General features: G+C 64.7%; 17 protein-coding genes. 10 read left to right on the top strand and 7 right to left on the bottom strand.

Going from position 1 to position 22,208, the window contains the following annotated elements; genetic code table 11:
* Positions 1-21 precede the first annotated feature (21 nt).
* The 4 genes from QUE25_RS13725 to QUE25_RS13710 all read right to left on the bottom strand — a co-directional run bounded on the left by QUE25_RS13725 (position 22) and on the right by QUE25_RS13710 (position 8,004).
* A complete protein-coding gene (locus QUE25_RS13725) occupies positions 22-1,101 on the bottom strand; it encodes an LOG family protein (protein WP_286265952.1) in 1,080 nt (359 codons plus the stop codon).
* Positions 1,102-1,133: 32 nt separating this feature from the next.
* Positions 1,134-2,255, bottom strand: a complete 1,122-nt coding sequence (gene trpS / locus QUE25_RS13720) for a tryptophan--tRNA ligase (RefSeq protein WP_286265950.1) — start codon at positions 2,253-2,255, stop codon at positions 1,134-1,136.
* Between the two features lie 71 nt (positions 2,256-2,326).
* Positions 2,327-3,184: a PHP domain-containing protein gene (locus QUE25_RS13715; RefSeq protein WP_286265949.1), complete on the bottom strand. Its 858-nt coding sequence runs from the start codon at positions 3,182-3,184 to the stop codon at positions 2,327-2,329.
* A 5-nt stretch (positions 3,185-3,189) separates the two neighbouring features.
* Positions 3,190-8,004 (bottom strand): NAD-glutamate dehydrogenase, encoded by a 4,815-nt coding sequence (locus QUE25_RS13710; protein ID WP_286265947.1) that lies wholly within the window; start codon positions 8,002-8,004, stop codon positions 3,190-3,192.
* A gap of 125 nt (positions 8,005-8,129) precedes the next feature.
* On the opposite strand from QUE25_RS13710, the gene QUE25_RS13705 reads away from it, so the two are divergent.
* On the top strand, positions 8,130-8,612 hold the full coding sequence (locus QUE25_RS13705) for a DUF2505 domain-containing protein (protein WP_286265945.1): 483 nt from the start codon (positions 8,130-8,132) through the stop codon (positions 8,610-8,612).
* 48 nt (positions 8,613-8,660) lie between these two features.
* Here the strand turns inward: QUE25_RS13705 and QUE25_RS13700 are convergent, their stop codons facing one another.
* Positions 8,661-9,440 carry an SDR family NAD(P)-dependent oxidoreductase gene (locus tag QUE25_RS13700; RefSeq protein WP_286265942.1) on the bottom strand — a complete coding sequence of 260 codons (780 nt, stop codon included), beginning with the start codon at positions 9,438-9,440 and terminating at the stop codon, positions 8,661-8,663.
* A gap of 201 nt (positions 9,441-9,641) precedes the next feature.
* On the opposite strand from QUE25_RS13700, the gene QUE25_RS13695 reads away from it, so the two are divergent.
* The 5 genes from QUE25_RS13695 to QUE25_RS13675 all read left to right on the top strand — a co-directional run bounded on the left by QUE25_RS13695 (position 9,642) and on the right by QUE25_RS13675 (position 15,146).
* Complete coding sequence (locus QUE25_RS13695) at positions 9,642-10,082, top strand: RpiB/LacA/LacB family sugar-phosphate isomerase (RefSeq protein WP_286265939.1); 441 nt, start codon at positions 9,642-9,644, stop codon at positions 10,080-10,082.
* Complete coding sequence (locus QUE25_RS13690) at positions 10,079-10,930, top strand: transketolase (protein ID WP_286265937.1); 852 nt, start codon at positions 10,079-10,081, stop codon at positions 10,928-10,930. Before QUE25_RS13695 ends, QUE25_RS13690 begins: the two co-directional genes overlap by 4 nt.
* Positions 10,927-11,850, top strand: a complete 924-nt coding sequence (locus QUE25_RS13685; RefSeq protein WP_286265934.1) for a transketolase family protein — start codon at positions 10,927-10,929, stop codon at positions 11,848-11,850. Before QUE25_RS13690 ends, QUE25_RS13685 begins: the two co-directional genes overlap by 4 nt.
* Positions 11,851-12,103: 253 nt before the next feature.
* Positions 12,104-13,840, top strand: a complete 1,737-nt coding sequence (locus QUE25_RS13680; protein ID WP_286265931.1) for a dihydroxyacetone kinase family protein — start codon at positions 12,104-12,106, stop codon at positions 13,838-13,840.
* A 16-nt stretch (positions 13,841-13,856) separates the two neighbouring features.
* Positions 13,857-15,146 (top strand): nickel pincer cofactor-dependent isomerase, group 22, encoded by a 1,290-nt coding sequence (locus tag QUE25_RS13675; protein ID WP_286265929.1) that lies wholly within the window; start codon positions 13,857-13,859, stop codon positions 15,144-15,146.
* A gap of 55 nt (positions 15,147-15,201) precedes the next feature.
* Here QUE25_RS13675 and QUE25_RS13670 read toward each other — a convergent pair whose 3' ends face one another.
* Positions 15,202-16,134 (bottom strand): sugar phosphate isomerase/epimerase family protein, encoded by a 933-nt coding sequence (locus tag QUE25_RS13670; protein WP_286265927.1) that lies wholly within the window; start codon positions 16,132-16,134, stop codon positions 15,202-15,204.
* A 50-nt stretch (positions 16,135-16,184) separates the two neighbouring features.
* On the bottom strand, positions 16,185-17,138 hold the full coding sequence (locus QUE25_RS13665) for a 3-hydroxyacyl-CoA dehydrogenase family protein (RefSeq protein WP_286265925.1): 954 nt from the start codon (positions 17,136-17,138) through the stop codon (positions 16,185-16,187).
* 608 nt (positions 17,139-17,746) lie between these two features.
* On the opposite strand from QUE25_RS13665, the gene QUE25_RS13660 reads away from it, so the two are divergent.
* The 4 genes from QUE25_RS13660 to QUE25_RS13645 all read left to right on the top strand — a co-directional run bounded on the left by QUE25_RS13660 (position 17,747) and on the right by QUE25_RS13645 (position 22,193).
* A complete protein-coding gene (locus QUE25_RS13660) occupies positions 17,747-19,240 on the top strand; it encodes an Nramp family divalent metal transporter (RefSeq protein ID WP_286265922.1) in 1,494 nt (497 codons plus the stop codon).
* A 222-nt stretch (positions 19,241-19,462) separates the two neighbouring features.
* The gene (locus tag QUE25_RS13655; protein WP_286265919.1) at positions 19,463-20,380 is read left to right on the top strand and encodes a dihydrodipicolinate synthase family protein; all 918 of its coding nucleotides are present in this window, start codon (positions 19,463-19,465) and stop codon (positions 20,378-20,380) included.
* Positions 20,381-20,394: 14 nt separating this feature from the next.
* Positions 20,395-21,729, top strand: a complete 1,335-nt coding sequence (locus QUE25_RS13650) for an FGGY-family carbohydrate kinase (RefSeq protein WP_286265917.1) — start codon at positions 20,395-20,397, stop codon at positions 21,727-21,729.
* A complete protein-coding gene (locus QUE25_RS13645; protein WP_286265915.1) occupies positions 21,726-22,193 on the top strand; it encodes a hypothetical protein in 468 nt (155 codons plus the stop codon). The genes QUE25_RS13650 and QUE25_RS13645 overlap by 4 nt, the downstream gene beginning before the upstream one ends.
* Positions 22,194-22,208: the final 15 nt, after the last annotated feature.

Raw genomic sequence — 22,208 nt, 5'->3', positions numbered from 1 at the left:
TCAGGCCCGCCTCCGCAGCCCTCACTTCAGGTCGCCCGACGCCGCGTCCGGCGGAGTCTCAGGTATCGCGGAGGCACTCGGCAGCGCATTGATCGCGCCGATCAGCTGGTAGATCGAGCCGACCTGGAACGGATCGAAGCGACACACCAGGCGCGGCAGACCGAGGCGATCACCGTCGTCCACCTCGTGACGAAGCGGTCCTCGCTTGTGGATCGTCCCCCGGGTGAGCATGCTGCCGAACCGCTGGTTCAGCTCTTCGACTTCCGCGTCGGTCGGCTCGGTGTGCAACCTCAGGACGAGGCGGTCCCCGACCCAGCGCAACGAGTCGTAGTTGCGCCAGAACCCGGTGATCTTGTCGGCGGCCTCACTGACCGAATCGGTCAGCACCACCCGTCCGAAATCGTCGGGCGAGATCACTCCCGCGCGCAGCAGATGGTCGTTGACGAAATCGCGCAGACCCGTCCAGAAATGGCCACCCGGCTCGTCCAGCAGGATGATCGGCGTCGGCTCCGACTTGCCCGTCTGCTGAAGCGTCAGCAGTTCGAACAGCTCGTCCAGGGTTCCGAAACCGCCGGGCACGTAGACGAAGCCGCTCGACTCCTTGACCAGCATCAGCTTGCGGGTGAAAAAGTACTTCATCGCCACGTTGCGGCCGTTGGCGATCGACGAGTTCGGCTTCTCCTCGAACGGCAGGCGAATGGACACACCCAGCGACAGGTCGGGCCCGGCACCCTCGGCAGCTGCCTGCATGATGCCCGGCCCGGCACCGGTGACGACCATCCAGCCGCGCCCGGCCAACTCCGCGGCGATCCGCTTGGTCTGCTGATAGGCCGCATCGGTGGGCTTGGTACGAGCCGATCCGAAGACCGTCGCCTTGGGGATCTGCTCGAACGGTGCGAACAGCGCGAAGGCCGCCCGCATCTCGGTCAGCGCGGCGCTGGCGATCTTCAGATCGAGCTTGCCGGCCTGGTCGGTGCCCAGACCGATACCGGTCGCCAGCAGACGCTCGACCAAGCCGGTGTTCTGAGTGATGCCTGCCTCGTCGACGATCGTCCGCAGTGTCTGCGAGACCTCCGCCGGCAGAACTGGTGAGTCGGACATGTTGCCTTCAGCCTCCAAAGGATCCGGGAGTATCAGTAGTCCATCTGCATGGCTTTGCGAACCTCACCGAGGGTACGCTCGGCGACCTCGTTGGCCTTGGCATTGCCGACTCGCAGCACCGTCTCGAGATAGCTGGGGTCGGCGGCCAGTTCGGCGCGGCGCTCGCGGATCGGCGCCAGATGCTCGTTGACGGCCTCGGTGACCAGCTTCTTCAGGCCGCCGCCTCCGCCGTCGCCGATCTGCTCGGCGATCTGCACCGGGTCTCCCCCGCTGGCCAGCGCCGCCAGCATGAGCAGGTTCGATACCTCGGGGCGGTTCTCGGGATCGAAGGTGATGTGCCGATCGGAGTCGGTCTTGGCCTTCTTGATCAGCTTGGCGGTCTGCTCGGCGCTCATTCCCAACTCGATGACATTGCCCCGTGACTTGCTCATCTTGGCGCCGTCCAGCCCGAGGATCGCCGGGGCCGGCGACAGCAAAGCGTCAGCCATCGGGAACACCGGCACGGCCTCGTCGGCGCGTCCGTATCGCTCGTCGAATCGACGCGCGACCAGCCGGGTCAACTCCAGGTGCGGCAACTGATCCTTGCCGACCGGGACGATGTTCGCCTTGCAGAAGAGAATGTCCGCGGCCTGGTGCACCGGGAAGGTGAGCATCAGTCCGCTCATCGGACGATCGGAATTGGCCAGCTCGTCCTTGACCGTGGGGTTGCGGCGCAACTCGGCGTCGGTGACCAGCGACAAGAACGGCAGCAGCAGCTGGTTCAGCGGGGCAACCGCCGAGTGCGCAAAGATCGTCGAGCGCGCCGGGTCGATGCCCACCGCCAGGTAGTCGGCGATGGCGCTGTACACATTCGCCTTGAGGTCACCGACCCCATCGCGGTCGTAGATCACCTGATAGTCGGCGATCAGCACCCATGAGTCCAGGCCGAGGTTCTGCAGTCGCACCCGGTTGACCAGCGAACCGAAATAGTGCCCCAGATGAAGCTTGCCCGTCGGGCGGTCACCGGTGAGCATCCGGTAACGCTCGGGGTGCACCTCAAGATCGGCTTCGATCTGTTCGCTGCGCTTGAGGCTGGCGCGCAAAGACCCGTCAACCGAGGATGCGAGGCCATCACCAGATTCCGCCGGATTCGTGGGCAGATCGCCTGAAGTCATTGGTCGCGCTTCTCCTTCGCATACTACGGGTTGAGCGCGTCCAGCTTAGCCGTTCGATCGGCCCGCCCCACTCAGTCGATCTGGCCTCCGTGTGCCTGGATGCGGCGCAGCAACTCGTCGAAGGCGGACGCCCGGGTGGTTGCCGAGCCGAGATCGTGGCCGGTCTTGCCGGTGCCGTGGTAGTCGCTCGAGCCGGTGCGCACCAGATCCAGACGCGAACCGAGCTGCTGATACAGGTCGCGGGTTTGCGGGTCGTGCAGCGGATAGTCGACCTCGATGCCGTCGAGGCCGTGCTCGGCGCGCAACTGCGTCAGCAGGGTGCCGGTCAGCACCTCTGCCATGCCGCGAATGCCCGGATGCGCGATGACGGCCGCCGCACCTGCGTGGTGCAGCAGGTCGACCCCGGCAGCCAGCGGTACCGCCGGGCGCCCCACATAGGCAGCTCCGGTGCGGTCGAGGAAACGCTCGAATGCCTCGTCCCGGTTGGCCACATAGCCGCGGGCGACCATGGCGTCGGCGACATGCGGACGCCCCAGCGAGGTCTGCGAGTCCTTCGCCTGGGCGCGCACCTCATCAAGGCTCAGCGGCATGCCGAGTGCCTCGAGCTTGGCGAGCATCTTCGGCAGCCTCTCGGTTCGTCCCACCCGCAGCCGCTCCAGCTCGGCGTTCAGTTCCGGATCGTTGCGGCGCGGGCCGTAGCCCAGCAGATGCACCTCCGTGCCGTCCTGGATGGCGCTGAGTTCGACCCCGCCCAGCACCCGCACGCCGATCCGCCGGCCTGCCTCGCGGGCCTCGTCGAGACCGGCGAGCGTGTCATGATCGGTCAGCGCGACCACATCGAGACCGGCGCGCTGCGCGTTGAGCACCAGCCGGGTGGGGCTGTCCGTGCCGTCCGAGATCCAGGAATGGGTGTGTAAGTCGATGCGCATGATGTCTATCCTGCCTGCGCGGTCTCCAACAGGCCGCGCAGCGAGGCCACAGCCACCGACATCCGTGCCAGGTCAACCGGCCCCGCGGCCAACTCGTCGAGCAGCGTCTGCTGGCGGGCGGCATCCGGATTGGCCCGCCACCAGCGCTCGATGACCGCCGCGCTGTCGTCCTCGTCGGGCCCGGCAAGGTCGAGAGCAGCCGCAGCGATAGCAGTCTGTGCGCTGATCAACTCCTCGCGCATCGCCGCCCTGGCCATGATCTCCCAATGGCCGGTGCGCGGCAGATCGAGCGAACGGCGCAGCGCGCGTTCGATGCCCAACCGTTCGCTGAGCTGGAAGTAGACCCGCGCACACCGCGGAATGCTGCCCCCATGTCGCCGTGCCACCCGGACGATCGGCAATGCGGCGTGCGCGAGCGACCACCTGGCCAGCCGCTCGGCGAGTTCCGCGTTCACCCCGCGGGCGGTCAGCTCGTCCATCTGCGTCTGGTAACGCTCGGCTCCGGCCTCGGTGATCAGTTCGGGCAGCTGAGTCATCACCTCGCGCACTCCCGGTTTGAGTTCGTCCACGACCGCTGCGATATCGATGCCACTACGGTGGGTCTGCAGAATCCACCGGGTGGCACGCTCGACCAGCTGCCGAATCCGCACCCGGACCAGTGTCTGGGTGACCGCGTCGACCCCCGAGGAGGCGAGCGCGGTCTCTTGTCCACCAGCGTCCATCAGATTGCGGGCGGCCAGTTGCGCGCGCACGATGTCGGCCGCACTGGCACCGGTCTCCTCGCCCAACCGGTGCGCGGCACTGAGGCCTTGCGAATCGACGAAGCGGTTGACCGCGACCGTGGTGATGATCTGCCGCGCCAGCCGGTGAGCCGGCATCTGGTCGGCGAAGCGTTCCCGCAGCGGGAGCGGGAAGTACTTGATCAGTCGGTCTTCCAGGTAGGGATCGTCGGGCAGATCACTGGCGAGCAGTTCGTCGGCCATGGTGTTCTTCACCGTGGCCAGGACCGTCGCCAGCTCGGGGCCGGTCATGCCCTGGGAGTGCGCGGATCGAATCGCGAGTTCCTCGCTCGACGGCAGCCCGTCCTCAATCCGGTCCAGCCGGCCTTTGGCCTCCAGCGTGGTGATCAGATCATCGTGGACACCCGCATGGGCCGGCGCCTCCTGCAACGAGTTGGCCAGCGCACGGTTCTGCACGACGTTCTGGTGCAGCACGATCTCGGCGACCTCATCGGTCATCTGATGCAACAGGCTGTTGCGTTCGTCGCGGTCCAGTCGGCCCGCAGACACCGCCGCATCGAGCAGGATCTTGATATTGACCTCGTGGTCCGAGGTCGCCACTCCGGCCGAGTTGTCGATGAAATCAGTGTTGATCTTGCCGCCGGCAAGCGCATATTCGACGCGTCCTGCCTGCGTCCAGCCCAGGTTACCGCCCTCGCCGACGCAGCGGGCGCGCACCTTCGAGGCGTCCACCCGGACTGCGTCGTTGCTGCGATCGTCGGCCGCGCTGTGCGGCTGGCTGGTGGCCTTCACCCAGGTGCCGATGCCACCGTTCCACATCAGGTCCACCGGCGCGCACAGGATCGCCTTGATCATCTCGGCGGGTGTCAGCGTGGTGACGAAGGGACTCAGCCCCAGGCTTCGGCGCACCGGCTCGGTCACCGGGATCGATTTGGCGGTGCGCAGGTAGACCCCACCGCCCGCGCTGAGCAGATCGGTGCGGTACGCATCCCAACTGCGCCCGGCAGTGAACAGCCGCTGCCGCTCGATGAAAGACGACTGCGGATCGGGATCGGGATCGAGGAAGATGTGACGGTGGTTGAAAGCCGCCACCAGTTTGGTGTGGGCCGACATCAGCATGCCGTTGCCGAAGACGTCACCGGACATGTCGCCGATTCCCACGCAGGTGAAGTCCTGGGCCGCCGGATCGATTCCGAGTTCACCGAAGTGCCGAGCCACCGAGATCCAGGCACCACGCGCGGTGATGCCCATCTTCTTGTGGTCAAAGCCTTCCGAGCCTCCCGAGGCGAAGGCATCGCCCAGCCAGTACCCTCGATCGACGGCGATCTCATCGGCCAAATCGCTGAAGGTCGCGGTGCCCTTGTCGGCGGCCACCACCAGATACGAGTCGTCGTCGTCCCAGGCCAGGACGTGGTCCGGACGCACCACGGTGCCGTGCACGATGTTGTCGGTGACCGACAGCAAGGCGGTGATGAACGTCGCGTAGCTCGCCCGGGCTTCCGCGACGCGAGCGGCCGGCTCGAGCCCGGCGAGCCGCAACGGATAGAAGCCACCCTTGGCGCCGACCGGCACGATGATGGCATTCTTCACTGTCTGAGCCTTGACCAGATCCATCACCTCGGTGCGATAGTCCTCGGCCCGATCGGACCAACGGATACCGCCACGGGCGATCTTGCCGAAGCGCAGATGAACGCCTTCGACCTGCGGCGAGTAAACGAAGATCTCGTGGGCCGGTTGGGGACCGCGCACGAACTCCAGCCGCCGTGGTTCGATCTTCACGGCGAGAGCAGCACGGCGCGGACTTGCCCCGGCAGTCTCGGCAGGGTCGTCCAAGGCATAGAAGTTGGTGCGCACCATCGCCGTGATGACGCTCAGGTACTGGCGGAGCATGCGGTCCTCGTCCAGCACCGTGACCGCATCGATGGCCCGGCTCACCTGCTCGGTCAGTTCCGCGACGCGGGCTTTGCGATCTATCTCGGCGTCTTGCCACGGCGAGAACTTGGCCTCGAACAGCTCGACCAACGCCGTGGTGATCGGCAGGTGCTTGTTCAGCGTCTCGGCGATGTAAGGCTGTGAGTAGCTGGTTCGCAGCTGACGCAGGTAGCGCGAGATCGCCCGCAGCAATGCCACCTGCTGCCAGTTCAGGTCGGTCTCGGTGACCAGCCGGTTCAGCCGATCGGCCTCCCCCAGCCCGGCGTAGCTGGCGGCGACCGCGGCTGTGAAGCGTCCCCTGGCCTCGTGCGACCAGCCTTCCAACCGCTCCGCACCACCCGGCAACCGCAGGCCGAAGTCGTAGATATGCGCGTCGACGCCGCGCAACTGCAGATCAAACGGACGCTCGTTGATGACATCGACATCGAGGCTGGACAGGTGCGGCAGCACCTGCGACAGCACCATCTCGGAGCCGACCCGGGCCATTTTCAGCCGGAAATCCACGCCGTTCTCGGGCGGGCTCGGCGCATACATCACCTGGACCATGCCGTCGGGCCCGCTCACCTGATTGAGCGAGACCAGGTCGTTGACCGCCTCGAGCGGCGAGTACTGCTCCTTGTAGGCGTCCGGGTACTGGACGCCGCGCTGCGAACTGTCCAGACGTTCGGCGATCTGGATGAAGCGGTCGTCCCAGCTGCGGGAGGCTTCTTCAACATCTCGCGCGACCCGCTCAGTGTTCAGTTCGGGCAGCTGCTGGCCGTCCGGCATCTTCAAAGTGATATGTAGCGTGGCGAGTGGAGCGTCCGAGACCTGGACGCTCCACTCGGACGACTGGGCGCCCGTGACCGACAGCAGCAACTGCTCGATCTGGTGACGGACCGACGTGTTGTACCGCTCGCGCGGCAGGTGAACCAGCACCGAGATGAACCGTCCCCATCTGCCCGCACGCAGGTGGGTGATCACCCGCCGGGGATCCTCGGCGTCGGCGATCTCGGCGATGATCGGGGTCAGTTCCTCGACGCTGGCCTCGAACAGATCGTCGCGAGGATGCGCCTCGATAGCGGCTGCGACTGATCGTCCGCCGTAGGACGCCCGGTCGTAGCCGATCGCTGCGCTGATCTGACGTGCCTTGCCTCGCAGCACCGGAATGCTGGCCACCGGTTCACTCAGGGCAGAGGTCATGAACAGACCGAGGAACCGGCGCTCCACATGGCTGCCGTCAGGACCGGGCAGATGCAGGGCCAGGTAGTCCATGTAGCTCGACCGCAGGACCGTGGAACGCGCGGAATCCTTGGTAATGACCAGCAGCTGGCCCTCCCGCGGCACCGCGCCGAAGCTGGCGGCTGCACGCGGATCACCGGCGAGAATGCCCAACCCACCCGGCAACGGGCTGAGCTGACCGTCCACCAACTCGAAGTCGCGGGCCCCGAGCAGCAGGAAGCGGTCATCGGCACACCAGCGCAGCATCTGAGCCGCGATCAGCGCGTCGTAGCCGCCCATCGATTCCGCCTGCTCTGCCGTGGCCAGTAGCAGGGCGTGCATGGCGTCGTGGTCACGGGTCGCGGCCTCGAGATCGGCCAGGCTTGCCTCCAGCGCCTCGGCCAGATCGGGTATCGCCTCCTCTGCCGACGAGCCGGCCGGCGGATAGAGCTCGATCCACAACCAGGCCTCCGCGATGGCGGACTGCTCCTGATCCCGGTGTACGACATCAAGCAGCCGCCCGTCGGCATCGCGCAGCACGCTGTATTGCGGATGGACCAGATCTCGAACCGCCCACCCCTGACGGGCCAGCACCATCGTGACGGTGTCAACGAGCCAGTCCTTGTCGTCGGTGACCACCGTCAGCACCGTGTGGCCGCCCGCATCCCAGCCGTCGGAGTACAGCGAAGGGGTGAACAACTCGACATGGGACTCCCCCGGAAGCCGCCACCAGGCCAGCTTCGCGTGGTGCAACAGCGCCCCGGCGATCAGTCCTGCCGGGCGTGCCAGCAGCGTTGAGCTGTCAGCGTGTTTGAAGTAGTGCTGAAGGAACTCGGCGATTCGCTCGGGGGTGGCGATGTCGAGGCCTCTATCCACTGCCAACTCGGCCACCTCGCTGAGCAGTTGCTCATGATCGGTTGCTGGCCGGTGATCAGCGTCACTATTCATTCGGGGTCACACTCCCATGCCGAACGTCTGTTACCTGAGCGGGTCTTCGTGCCCCACACTAATGGCCCCGGCGCATCGTAAAACGTGACTTCGGCAGGTGGGCGAAGTGGGCCACAATAGTGGCCATGCAGATCAGCGCTCGACACAACTACTCCGCCAGCCCCGACCGGATCCTCGCCATGATGGCTGACGAACTCTGGCTTACCGAGGTCGCCCGCCGTGCGGGCGCAGCCGAATGGGCCGCCTCGGTGGATTCGGCAGGCAGCCATATGCGGGCCGCGCTGCCGGCCCCGGCGCGAGCGCAGCGGTTCACCGGTTCCACGATGGAAATCGACCTCACCATCTCATGGAACCCGCTCGCCGACGACGGCACCAGCAACGGGCGCATCACCGTGGTGACTCCGGGAATGCCGGCCTCGATGGGTGGAACCGCGCACCTGGTTTCCGAAAGCGGGCTCAGCATCGTCGACTATCTGGCTGACTTCGTCATCACGGTGCCGCTGCTGGGCAGAACCCTGGAGCAGGCCGCCGCGCCCTATGTGCGCCGGGTCATCGACATCCAGCAAAGCGTCGGCAACGACTACCTGGCCGGCCGCATCATCGGCTGAGCCCGCCGGCCCGGGGCCGCAGCCCGGACCGACCATCGGAGGCAGCCATCACTTCATGTGTTTGCCGCCATCGACATTGAACGTCGCACCGTTGACGAAGCTGGCGCCTTGCGACAGCAGGAAGTCGACGACGTCGGCGATCTCGCTCGGCTGACCGACACGACCGAGCGGAATGTTGGACGACATCGATGCTTTGCGCTCGTCGGTCAGCTTGCCGCCCATGATCTCGGTGTCGATCGGTCCCGGACAGATGCAGTTGGTGGTGATGCCGTACTGACCGAGTTCGCGGGCACCGCCGCGGGTGAGCCCGATGACCGCTGCCTTGCCGGCCGCATAGGCGATCTTGCTGAACGTACCGCCGCCGTCATAGGCGGTGATGGACGAGAAGTTGGCGATCCGGCCGACCCCGGCCTGGATCATCCGCCGAGCACCGTACTGCATCATGAGCATCGTGCCGCGTGCGTTGACGCCCATCACCTTGTCGAACTCGTCCACGGTCAGTTCGAGCAGCGGAGTGGGACACGCGATCCCGGCGACATTGGCCAGGCCCACGACCTGCGGCAGTTCGGCATCGATACGCTGCCAGGCGGCGTTGACCGAGGCCTCGTCAGCGATATTGCACACCACACCGATGGTCTTCTGTTCGGTGAACTCCGCGGCAAGTTCAGCGGCGAAGTCCGCTACCGCGGGGTTGATGTCGACAGCCGCGATGTTGTACCCGGACAACGCCAGCCTGCGGGCGACGTGGCGTCCGATACCGGCCGGGGCACCACACCCGGTGACCACTGCAGTGCGCTGCTCGGGAAACGGGTTTCCAGTTTCCGACATTCGATTCCTCCTTGGGACGGCGCCCGCACCACTGCAGGCAGCGAAAAGATGACGTAGCGAACAGGCTGGCAGCCTCGCGCAGGGGTATCGTCACGGACAACCCATCGGCTGCATGCCTGCGCTCGATCATATATCTTAGAGGTAATGCGGCGCACGGGTTTGCCCGCCACCGCTCATCATCTTCACGGGAGAGGAAGATCCATGAAGCTCGCATTCGGCTGTGATCCCAACGCGGCAGAGCTCAAGAAGGCACTCATCGCCAAGGCCGAATCACTCGGTCATGAGGTGACCGATTTCGGCTCGGATGACCCGATCTATGCCAATGTCGCAGCTGACGTGGCGCACGCGGTCGCCGAGGGCAAGTACGACCGCGGTGTGGTGGTCTGCGGTACCGGCATCGGTGTCTCGTTGGCGGCGAACAAGGTCAAGGGCGCCTACTGCGCACTGATCGCAGACCCGTACTCGGCTCAGCGCGCCACGCTGAGCAACAATGCGAACATGATCGCCATGGGCGCCCAGACAACCGGCGTCGAAACCGCGAAGGTGCTGCTCGAGCTCTATCTTGCCAACACCTTCGATCCCAATTCGCGCAGTGGTGTCAAGGTCGCCCGCGTGGTGGAGATTGAGGCCGAGCAGCTGTGAGCGATCGGGTAGCCGAACTCGAACTGCATGCTGCCCGAGCCCGCCGCAATGTCGTCCGGATGATCGAAACCGGTCATTCCGGCCATCTGGGCGGTGCCATGTCGGCGATCGACCTCATCACGGCGCTGTACTTCGACATCATGAACGTCGATCCGGCTCGCCCGGATTGGCCTGAACGTGACCGTTTCCTGCTGAGTGCCGGACACAAGGCCATGGGCCAGTACGGAGTGCTCGCCGAACGCGGCTACTTCGATCCGGCACTGCTCCAGACCTACGGCGCCATGATGACCGCCCTGGGCGGACATCCGGACATGCACAAGCTGCCAGGTGTGGAGGGCAACACTGGTGCGCTGGGTCATGGCCTGTCGATATCGGTCGGTGCGGCGCTCGGCCTGCGGCTGGCCGGGACGACGGCCCGAGTCTTCACGGTAATGGGCGATGGCGAGCTTCCGGAGGGCTCCAACTGGGAGGCCGCCGCCGCGGCAGCTCACCACAAGGTCGACAATCTCATCGCGATCGTCGACAACAACGGCCTGCAGATCTCAGGACCCGTCGCCCAGGTCATGAACATGGCTCCGATCGCCGGCAAGTTCGAGGCCTTCGGGTGGGCGGCCCGCGAGATCAACGGCAACGACATGACCGAGATCCTCGCCGCGCTGGACACCGCACCGTTCACGCCGGGCAAGCCGAGCGTGATCGTCGCTCACACCACCAAGGCCAAGGGCATCAGCTTCGCCGAGGACACGCTGGCCTATCACTACTGGAAGCCCGCCGAGGGCGAGCTGGAGCAGGCGATCACGGAACTGGACGCGAAGATCGCCGAATGCGAACAGAAGGTGACCCGATGAGTCAGCTGACCGACCCCCGCAAGGAATTCGGACGCGCGGTGACCGCCATTGCCGCGGACAACGACCGCATCGTGGTGCTGTCGGCAGACTCCGGCAAGAGTTCGGGCTTCGGCGATTTCGCCAAGGCCTATCCCGAGCGCTACTTCGAATTCGGCATCATGGAGCAGGGCGTCACCGGTATCGCCTCCGGTCTGGCCACCACGGGATTGATTCCCGTCTTCGCCGCCATCGCCCCGTTCGTGACGTCGCGCAGCTACGAAATGGTGCGCAACGACCTGGGCTACATGGGCCAGAACGCCAAGATCGTCGGACGCAACGGCGGATTCACCTATGCGGATCTGGGGGCTACCCACCACTCCCTCGAGGATTACGCCATCATGCGCATGATCCCCGGCCTGGTGGTCTTCGCCCCCAGCGATCCCGGTGAGATCCGCAGCTGCGTGGCCGCGATGCTCGACCACGTCGGACCGACCTACATGCGGATCGGCGCCCAGGGCCTGCCGGATCTGTTCCCCGAGGAACCCGTCGAGATCGGCAAGGGCCGCCACCTGCGTGACGGCTCGGATGTCACCATCATCACCACGGGCTACGAATCGGTGCAGACCGTCGCCGCGGTCGAGCAGCTCGCCGCGGCCGATATCTCGGTCGATCTGATCGGCATGCCGACGCCCTCGCACCTGGACGCCGAACTCATCTGTGCTTCGGCAGCGCGCACCGGTGCGGTGGTCACTGTCGAAGAGCACTACGAGACCGGTGGCCTGGCCGGTGCCGTCGCCGAACTGCTCTGCCGCGAACAACCCGCCAGGCTGCTGCCGATCGGCGTGCCGCACGCCTACCAGCCCGCCGGCCCCTACGACGGCCTACTGGCCAATGCGGGCATCGATGCCGAGAGCATCTTCCGGCGAGTGAGCGCGTTCTAAGGAGCCGCGAACTGCGCCACTCCATATAGCGACGACGGGTCGTTGCCCTTGCGGGCGGCGGCCCGTTGCGCTGCCCGGCCACCCTGACCGGCGGCCGCTGCGGCACCGCAAGCCATGGATCGTGTATGATATTCAGTGCCCAGCACGGCCGGTCCGAGTCTGGCCGGCTGCCCGGGATTCCCGTAGAAGCGAATACCGAACCGAGTAACCATTTACCCAGACGCAGGCCGCGTCCGTATCTGAGGAGTCGTCGATGACTCGTGTGTTCAACGATCCGTCCAACTTCGCGCTCGAAGCTGTGTCCGGGATGGCGACGGCCTACCCGCAGTATGTGAAGGCAGTGCATGGCGGTGTCGTGCGCGCCACCGCCAGCCCCGACGGCCAGGTGGCGGTGATCGTCGGTGGCGGTTCCGGTCACTTTCCCGCCTTCGCAGGCTGGGTCGGGCCCGGCATGGCCCATGGCGCGGTCTGTGGCAATATCTTCGCCTCACCGTCTGCCTCCCAGGCCTACTCCGTCGCGAAGGCCGCCGACAACGGTGGCGGCATCATCATCACCTATGGCAACTACGCCGGCGATGTGCTGCATTTCGGCCAGGCCGCCGAACGTCTGCGCGCCGAGGGCTACGACGTGCGCACCATCGAGGTCTCCGACGACGTGGCCTCCGGACCTCGCGATGACACCCGCAAACGCCGCGGCGTGGCCGGCGATGTGGTCGTCTTCAAGATTGCCGGCGCCGCCGCCGAGCGCGGCCACACCATCGACGAGGTCACCGAACTCGCCTGGCGAGCCAATGATCGCACCCGCTCGCTCGGCGTGGCCTTCGACGGCTGCACGCTGCCGGGCGCCGCGGAGCCGCTGTTCCATGTCCCCGCCGGTCAGATGTCGGTCGGGCTGGGCGTGCACGGAGAGCCGGGAGTCTACGAGGTGCCGATGGGCACCGCGAGCCAGATCGCCGATCTGCTGGTGGATGGCGTCATGGCGGAAGCTTTGGAGATCGGTACCGAGGGCTACTCCGGTAGGGCGATCGTCCTGCTGAACGGGCTCGGCACGGTCAAGTGCGAAGAGCTCTATGTGGTCTGGAACCGAGTCGCCGAGCGGCTGACCGACGCGGGTGTCACCCCGGTGCTGCCGGAGGTCGGCGAACTGATGACCAGCCTGGACATGGCCGGCATCTCACTGACCATCACCTTCCTCGACGATGAGCTGGAGGAGTTGTGGTGCGATCCGGTCGATACCATCGCGCTGCGACGCGGCGCGGTCGCCGAGCGAGCCGAACGCCAGGTCAGCGATGACACCGACCAGGCCGAGACTCCGATCACCCCGGGCAGCGAAGCCTCCCAGGCGCTGGCGGCCCAGGTGGTGAAGGGGCTGGAGGTCATCAAGCAGGTGACGATCGACAACGAAGCCGAGTTGGGCAAGTTGGATGCGATCGCCGGGGACGGCGATCATGGCCAGGGCATGCGCTACGGCGCTACCGGCGCCGTGGAGGCCGCCCATCGGGCGGCCGAGGCAGGTGCCGGCGCGGGCACCTTGCTGGTGCGTGCCGGCGCCCAGTGGTCCGAAAGTGCGGGCGGCACGTCCGGAGCGCTGTGGGGCGCCATACTGACCGCCTTCGGCAGGGCGCTGGGCGATGAGACCCCGGCGTCACCGCAGGCCATCGTGACCGGGGTGCGCGACGCGGTCGACGCGGTGCAGCGGCTGGGCGGCGCTACGGTCGGCGACAAGACGATGGTGGACGCGCTCATTCCCTTCGCCGACACCCTCAGTGCCAAGCAGGCCGAAGGCGTCCCACTGGCCGAAGCCTGGCAGCAGGCAACCACCGCTGCGCAGAGCGCCGCAGACCGGACCGCGGATTTCGTGTCGAAGCTCGGGCGCTCGCGTGTGCTCGGTGAAAAATCTCTGGGCGTGCCCGACCCGGGAGCAACATCATTCTGCATGCTGATGCGGGCTCTGGGCGATGCGGATCTATTCGCGTCCGAGACGAACTGACCTGTAGGAGAAACCTGTGACGAACTCACTCAATCTGATTCTTGACGACATCGCACTGCCTCGGTTCGCCAGGGTTCATCAGGATCTGCAGGCCCCGCGGCTCGACGACGTTGCGGGACGCATCAATGAGCAACTCGCCGAACCGGAGTTCGCCGATACCGTCAAGCCCGGGCAGCGGATCGGGATCACGGTCGGCAGCCGCGGCATCGCGAATATGCCGCTGATCGTTCGCACGCTGGCCGATTGGGTGAAGTCGAAGGGTGCCTCTGCGGTGATCATCCCCGCCATGGGCAGCCATGGCGGGGCCACGGCCGATGGACAGCGGCAGATGCTGCTCGGCATGGGTTTCACCCCGGAGGCGACCGGCTGCGAGATCATCTCCAGCCTCGACGTCACCGAGCTGGGCGAGGTGGACGGGCTGAAGGTGCTCTTCTCCTCCGATGCGCTGGCCTGCGACGGATTGATCTTGTGCAACCGGATCAAGGCGCACACCGATATCGTCGGGCCGATCGAGTCGGGCCTGATGAAGATGGCCGCCATCGGCGTCGGCAAGCACCGCGGCGCTCTGCAGGCGCACTCCCGTGGCCTGCACATGGCGGGCAAGATGATCCAGACGATCGCGCCGGTGATGTTCGAGAGGGGCAACATCATCTTCGGAGTCGGTGTACTGGAGAACTCGCTCGATCAGACCCGCGATGTCGTGCTGATCGAAACCGGCAAGATCGAGCAGACCGAACCCACGCTGCTCGAAGAATCGCGTCGGCATCTGCCGAAACTGTTGATCCACGATATCGATGTGCTGGTCGTCGACTACATGGGCAAGAACATCTCCGGTGATGGCATGGATCCGAATGTGCTCGGGCGCTCGCTGATCGGGGTCAAGAATCCCGAAATGAACGTCAACCAGATCGTGGTGCTCGATCTGACGCCCGAATCGCACGGAAATGCGACCGGCATCGGCCTGGCCGACATCACCACGGCCCGGCTGTTCAACCAGATCGACTTCGTCGCGATGTTCACCAATGGTGTGACATCGAACGGCATCGCCGGCTCACGAATCGCCCCGTTCATGGCGAACCAGAAGATGGCGCTGCAATGCGCGACACGGCTGACTTTGCTTCCGGACCCGAGTAAGGCTCGTATCGTCCGCATCGTCGATACCCTCGATGTGGCCGAGATCTGGGTTTCCGAACCCCTGCTGGACGAGGTCGCCGCGAATCCGGCACTCACCCAGCTGACCGAACCGGCCGAACTGGAATTCGACGAGAACGGCGATCTGTTCCCGGCCTCCGCCCCGCTGGACTGACGACGAAAAACGCCCCTCCGGAATCTCCGGAGGGGCGTCTGCCGCTGATCAGTGATCAGGCCATCTTGGCCCGCAGCACCGAACGGATGTACTCGCGCGACTGCGCAAGATTCCACAGCGAATCCGACCCGTAGTGCTCCACCATGAACGGCATCTCGAAGCCGAGTTCGAGGGCCCGGGCGATGATCGGCCGATAGTTCACGTACCCGCCCGGCAGTGGAGCCGGATGAGTCGCATAGGCTCCGGTGGCCGGATCGAAATCGCGAGTGTAGTTCTTGATGTGCCAGTAGTTCGTGTACGGCAGCATCTTCTCGAATGCCTCGGTCACCGGCTCCAAGGGACGATGCAACCGCACCAGATTGCCCAGATCGGGGTTCAGCCCGCAAGCTGGGTGATTGACATCGGTGACGAACTTCACGCAGCCGTCCGAGCTTCCCAGATAGGTATCCTCATACATCTCCAAGGTGATCTGGATACCCACGGATTCGGCATGCACAGCGAGTTCGCGGATGCGGTCGACCGCCAGTTCGTAGATCGCTGGGTCAGCCGAGTCCTTGTGCCCCTGCGCCAGCCAGAACCACACGGCGGCGTTCTGGGCCGGCGTAGTGGCCTGGAAGAAGCCGAACGAAACTACCTCCGCGCCCAGCGACACTGCCGCATCGATGACCCGGTGGCCATAAGCCAGGTACTCGTCGCCGCGCCTGGCATCGACCACCGACTTACGGGAGGTGGAGATACCCGGAACAGTGAGCCCGGTGTCGGCCAAGGCCTGCTTGAACTCGTCCAACCGCTGCGGCGAAAGATCGCCGACTCGCACCCATACATCCAGCGGATCCAGTTCGGTGAAGCCGAGGTCGGCGACCTCCTTCATCTGCGCGTGCCATTCGGAGGCATCCGCATCCTGAATGGGACCGCCTTTCGAGTCGAGCCCGCCGAAGACCAGCATGGGGCAGGCGATCGGCCAATTGTCCGGGTTGTACTTCGACATTGTCTACTGTCTTCCTCTTGATAGGCAGGTTTGCTGTGTCCGGCAAAGTGTTACTTGACGCCTGGAGCCTCACCGAGCTCGGCAAGCAGCTGCTGCAGCCGTGCGTAGGCGGTGTTGCGGTAGGCCACCAGGTCGGTGGTGTCGCCGGCCGGGATCACGAAGCCGCCACCCGACTTGGTGCCCAGATGACCCTCGGCGACGAGTTTCTTGAGCCCTTCGGGCGTCGCGAAACGCTCGCCGAAGTTGTCCTCAAAGGTCTTGAAGCAGTCGAGATAGATATCCAGGCCGGCCATGTCGGCGATCGCGAACGGGCCGAAGAACGGCAGCCGGAATCCGAAGGTGGTACGGGTGATGATATCGACGTCCTCGGCGCTGGCTACCCCGTCATCGACGATGCTGATGGCCTCCTTGAGCAGCGCATACTGCAGGCGGTTGAGCACGAAGCCGGGCGAATCACTGAGCCGCGCGGTCAGCTTCCCGGTCGAGCGGACGAGTTCTTCGACCTCGGGCACCAGTGACTCGTCGGTTCCTGCGTGCAAGATCACCTCGACGCCGGGAATGAACGGCGATGGGTTCGAGAAGTGGACGCCCAGGAAGCGGTCGGCCTTGTTCAGTGACTTGGCAAGACCGCCGATCGGTAGCGTCGAGGTATTGGACGCGATGATCGCGTCCGGACGAGCGGCAGCCTCGATGCGTCGCAACACGGCGTCTTTGATCTCGGGCTTCTCCGGCACGGCCTCCTGGATGTAATCGGCATCGGCAACAGCTTCCTCGATGCTCGGCGCCGCGCTGAGATGCTTCTCGACAAGTGCAGCCTGGCCGGGCAGGAAAAGGCCCCGCCCTTCCCAGTCCTTGGCCTCGGCGATCAGCCGGGCAAGGTTCCTTTTCGTAAGTTCGGCGTCGGCGTCCGCCAGGATGACGGGGTGCCCAGCGATCGCGAAAACCTGAGCGATCCCGCCGCCCATGTAACCCGCGCCCACCAGAGCAATGGTGTTGATGGCCATGAAGTTGCTTCCCTTCTGAAGCGACTGCGGTCCCTCATCGCCCCGACGCCAGCGCGGCGTCGGTGCCTTGATCTTCACGCGGGTCAGCAGTCAGTGGTCGGTCGGTGACCAGTTGATTGAGTCAATGCTATAGGAAGTTCACACGATTCGACCCTGAGTGAGTGCTTTTGCATACGATTTTCTGCGCCAGCCGTGACCAGTAGCTGGGCAGACGGATGCTATGCTCGCCGGAAATGGCCCGTCGAGCGCAAGATCAGTTCGTATATCACCTAGTGACACTCTTTTTGAATCGCCGAACCGGGAGGGCTGGGGTGACCTTGCGCTGACGGGCGCGTTGTATGTAGCATATAGGCGCTGCACCTGGACGCAGGAGACCAGTTGTAGCCCATGAAGGAGGCAGCGTTGCCAGTGATTCGGACTACGACCCCGGTGGGCCTGTTCCAGGTGCCGGAAGACTCACAAGCAGACGACTCTGCATTCTCCAGCGTCGCGCGATGCGCGGCGTCCCACACCCAGCGGTTCTCCGGCCAGTGCGGCCAAGGATGGACCACCGGGCCTCTGGAGCTGTCGCAACCGGCGCAGCTCCCCGGTCACAAAGGAGCGATCCGATGAGTACTGGGGTTGAAACGACACCCATACTGGAGCCCTTGCGGTATCCCGAGCAAGACCCGAAACTTGCTTCCAAGCGATTCCTCGACTTAGCCAGCATCGTGGGGCCGGGATTCATCCTGGCTTCTGTGACGATCGGCAATGGCGAGGTCTTCCAAGCCACTCGAGGCGGCGCAGTCTTCGGCTACACCATCTTGTGGACATTCGTCCTCGGTGCCATCTTCAAGGCCACCGTCACCTACGCCGCCGGGCGCTACATGGTCATCACCGGCGAGCATCCCTTCGCACGCATGGGTCATCTGCTGCCCGGCGTCGGGCAGCGGGGAATCGGCCGGCACTGGCTGGCTGTCTTCTTCGGCACGCTGGCCGCCGTCTGCTTCCCGGCTTGGAGCGTCGCCTACATTCTCGCCCTCAGCCAGTGGACTCCCTGGGTCATCACCGGCTCACAGGAACCTTGGCTGTGGGCCGGCATCGCCTGGAGCCTCATCGCCTACGTGACGTTGTGGGTCAAGAACTTCAGCTTTGTCGAGAACCTGCAGACGGCCGTCGTTGGTCTGTTGGTCTTCTTCTCGGTCGTCGCGCTCATCGTCTCGCAGCCCGATCTCGGTGCTATGGTGCGCGGCCTGTTCTTGCCGGAGATCCCCTCCGCATACCCTGAATGGGTCCAGCAGAAGTTCCCGGACGTGGCGGCAGTCGCCATTCCCGTTGAGATTCTGGCCTACATCGGTGCTCTCGGCGGCGGCATCTACGACTACATCGGCTATATCGGCACCTTCCGCGAGAAGACCTGGGGCATGCTCGGCCGCGCCGACAATGCCGACATCAACCTGCAACTGCAGGCGCTGGGCAAGGGCGAGCTCATTCCGATCGCCATGGACGAGGAGAACCTGGCGAGGTCGGGCCACGGCGTCAAGGCCGTCAAGATCGACTCGGTCAGCTCCTTTACTGCAGTCGGCATCTTCGCGATCACCTTCATGGTTCTCGGCGTTGTCATCCTCGGCACCGACGGCCTGCAGGAAGTTCCTGGCAACAACAACATCCTGACCGCACAAGCCGCGTTCTTCACCACTATTCATCCCGTGCTGAAGTACCTGTACATGGTGGCCATGTGGGCAGTGTTCTGGGGCTCGCAACAGGCCCTGCTGACCACGACGTACCCCTACACATTCCGGGAGGCCTTCGCGCCTGCATTCCCGGCCGTCGCCAACCCGGCCAACTGGGTCAAGGTGAAGCTGGGCGTTGCCACCTACACTCTCGGCGTCGCGATCTTCCTGGCCTTCACCGGCGTCAGCTACACCACCGTGATCGCCTTCGCGGGCCTCCTGGGCGGCGTCTTCGCCCTGGGCCTGTGGGGATTCATCCTGTTGTTCACCGAATACAAGGTGCTGCCCAAGCAACTGCGGATGAAGCCGTTCCTGCAGGTGCTGCTGATCATTTCCTCGGTACTGATGACAGTGATGGGCCTCATCGGCCTCTACCAGTTCTTCTTCTGACCAAGACCTGGTCCGCAAGTGCATCAAGAGATCCGCGCCGCTGCCACCATTGGCAGGGCGCGGACCCCTTGATGAGGCAATTGCGCGTTCACAACTGGCAGGGCTCTGGGTTTTCCTATAGCATGTATGCAAGCCAGTTGCCGGGACTGACAACGACATAGCGGTCGTCCGGATGCCTGTTCGTCTGTTGTCGTGTTCTTCGGCCGATCTGTTTGGAGCACTATGAACCACCAACTGCGCGGCGTGATCATCCCCGTCGCGACACCGTTCGACGCCGCCGATGAGGCGGTTGACGTCGCCGCTCTCGAGCTCAACTTCGGCATGTGGGGGGCCACCGCAGTGGCCGGCTACATGGTGCTGGGCACCAACGGCGAGTTCAAGGCCATTGATGACGATGAGTCGCGCACCGTGATCGCGACCGCAGCCGCGAACAAGGGCGACAAAACCCTGATCGTCGGCGCCGGACGGGAATCCACCCGCACCACGATCGCGTTCATCCGCACGCTGGAGCCCTGGGCCGATGCCATCGACTACATCTCCGTACTCACCCCGAACTACTTCGCAAAGCTCGACGATGGCCCAGCACTGGCCGACTTCTACACAGCGGTGGCCGACGCCAGCCCGGTTCCTGTGCTGCTCTACGTGGCGCCGGGCTATGCCAATGGCGTGACTGTTCCGCCGAAGGTGCTCGCCGAGCTGGCCGACCACCCGAACATCGCGGGCATCAAGGACACCTCGCCGACCATGATGACCGAGTACATGGTGGCCGCCGGGTCGCGCGACGACTTCGCCGTGATGGCGGGTTCGCTGAGCAACATCATGACCTGCCTGGCCTTCGACGGGCCCGGTGGCGTGGTCTCGGCGGCCAACTACCTGCCGGACGAATGCGCACGACTCACCGACCTCTACTTCACTGCCTCCCCGGAAGCTGCTCGTCGTTACTACCGGCTACTGCAAGGCGTCGCCAAGAGCGGCGGCGGCAAGCAGGGCGTGGCAAGCCTGAAAGCTGCCATGAACATTCGTGGCTACCGCGCGGGTGCGCCGCGACGTCCGCTCCGGCCCATCGGCGCCGAGGCTGAATCCCAGATCCGTGCGGCTCTGGACACCGGACTGGCCGAACTCGCGGCATTCCAGGCCTGAAAGGACCATCCACCGTGTACTACCTGTCGATCGATTTCGGAACGTCAGCGGTGAAAATGGAGATCCTCGACGACGATCTCCGTGTGCTGGCCTCCGAAAAGCAGGATTACCCCTACATCCTGCTCCCGGGTGAGAAGGTCGAGATCGACCCCGAGGTGCTCTTCGATGCCACGAGCCAGGCCGCCAAACGGCTGCCCGCCGAATTGCGCGAGCAGATCGGGGTCCTTTGCTACGACACCTTCTCCCCCTCGCCGGTCTTCATCGCCGAAGACGGAACCCTGGCGTACCCGAACATCATCACCCACATGGACCGCCGCAGTCGCTCCATCACCGACTACATCAACGAGAAGGTGGGCAAGGACCGGTACCTGTCGATCGCGGGCATCTATCCGTTCGCCGGCGGCGCCGGCATCATGACGGTGCTGTGGATGCAGCAGAACGAGCCGGAAGTGCTGGAACGCACCCACCGTATCGGTCATCTGCCGACCTATGTCCATCATCGCCTCACCGGCGAGTGGATGGTCGACCTGGTCAACGCGTCCATGCTGGGGCTCTACGAAACGACGACCCAGGGCGGCTGGTCGGCTGAACTACTCGATGCCTTCGACCTCAAACACGAATGGTTCAGCGAGATCCGCAACCCAGGTGAACTACTCGGCGCGCTGCTGCCCGCTCCTGCGAAACAGCTGGGCATTCCGGCGGGTATTCCGGTCGCGGTCGGCACCAATGACATGGCCGCCGCTCAGATGGGTGCCCACAACGATCGGGCGGGCCGCATCATGAACACCGCCGGCAGTTCGGACATGGTCTCGGTCCTGATCGACAAACCGGTCACCAATCCCGGCTACTATCTACGCAACTCTGCGCTGCCCGGCATCTGGCAGATCTACGCCACCACCGCCGGCGGATTCGGCATCGACTGGTTCTACGAACAGTTCTGCCGCGAGATGACCCGCGAGCAGTTCAACACCGAATACCTGCCTTCGTGCATCGACCGGTACACCACCGACGGCGAGGTGACTTTCGATCCCTATCTGACCGGCGATCGCCAGTCGTTGGACAAGCGCACCGCAGCCTGGCATGGCCTGACATTGGCCGCCACCCGTGACGAGATGCTCGCCACCATGCTCAAGTCCATGAACAAAGTGCTCTATGACGTGGTGAGGCTGGCCGCCGATGTAGTGCCAATGGACTCGGTCATCAAACTCACCGGCGGTCTGTCCACGCCCGCGTTCATCAAGCTCAAAGAGCAGCAGTTCCCCGGCTTCAGCTTCGAGGTCGTGGACAACTGCTCGGTACTCGGTAACGTGGAGTTGGCACGACACTACAACGGGGAGTTGAGAGTATGAGCCAGCGCTGGGGGATCTACCTGATGACGGTCTTCTCGCTGGGTGTCCTGGCGAGTCTGTTCGCCAGTCGCGGTCAGACCATCTGGGCAGTCGGATTCGCCATCCTCGCCGCCGGCTATCTTGCGCGGGGGATCTTCCAACAGGTACGCGAGAACAAGGAACACCACCAAGAGCTCGACGATCGCATGTCGGGCCGGAAGACGTCCGCAGAGAAGCGCGCGATCGTCGACAATCTACTGACCACCCGCAAGCTGTTGAAGGGTCGGCGCAATTCGGAGATGCTACTGGGCACCCTCGTGCTGGTGGGCATCGTCCTCATCTACCCCAGCAACGTCTTGCTTGCCTGGGCGATATCGATCCTCTTCATCCCGCTCGGCTACCTGATCATCAAACAAACGCGTTCCATCAACCTCATCGAACGCGGCCTGACCGAACGCGGCTATTCCCTGAAACCCACCAACTAACCCCGCAACGGCGAC

Origin of the sequence: Brooklawnia propionicigenes (assembly GCF_030297015.1) — a bacterium.
Taxonomy (GTDB): domain Bacteria; phylum Actinomycetota; class Actinomycetes; order Propionibacteriales; family Propionibacteriaceae; genus Brooklawnia; species Brooklawnia propionicigenes.
This window is presented reverse-complemented; position numbering and strand designations above follow the sequence as displayed.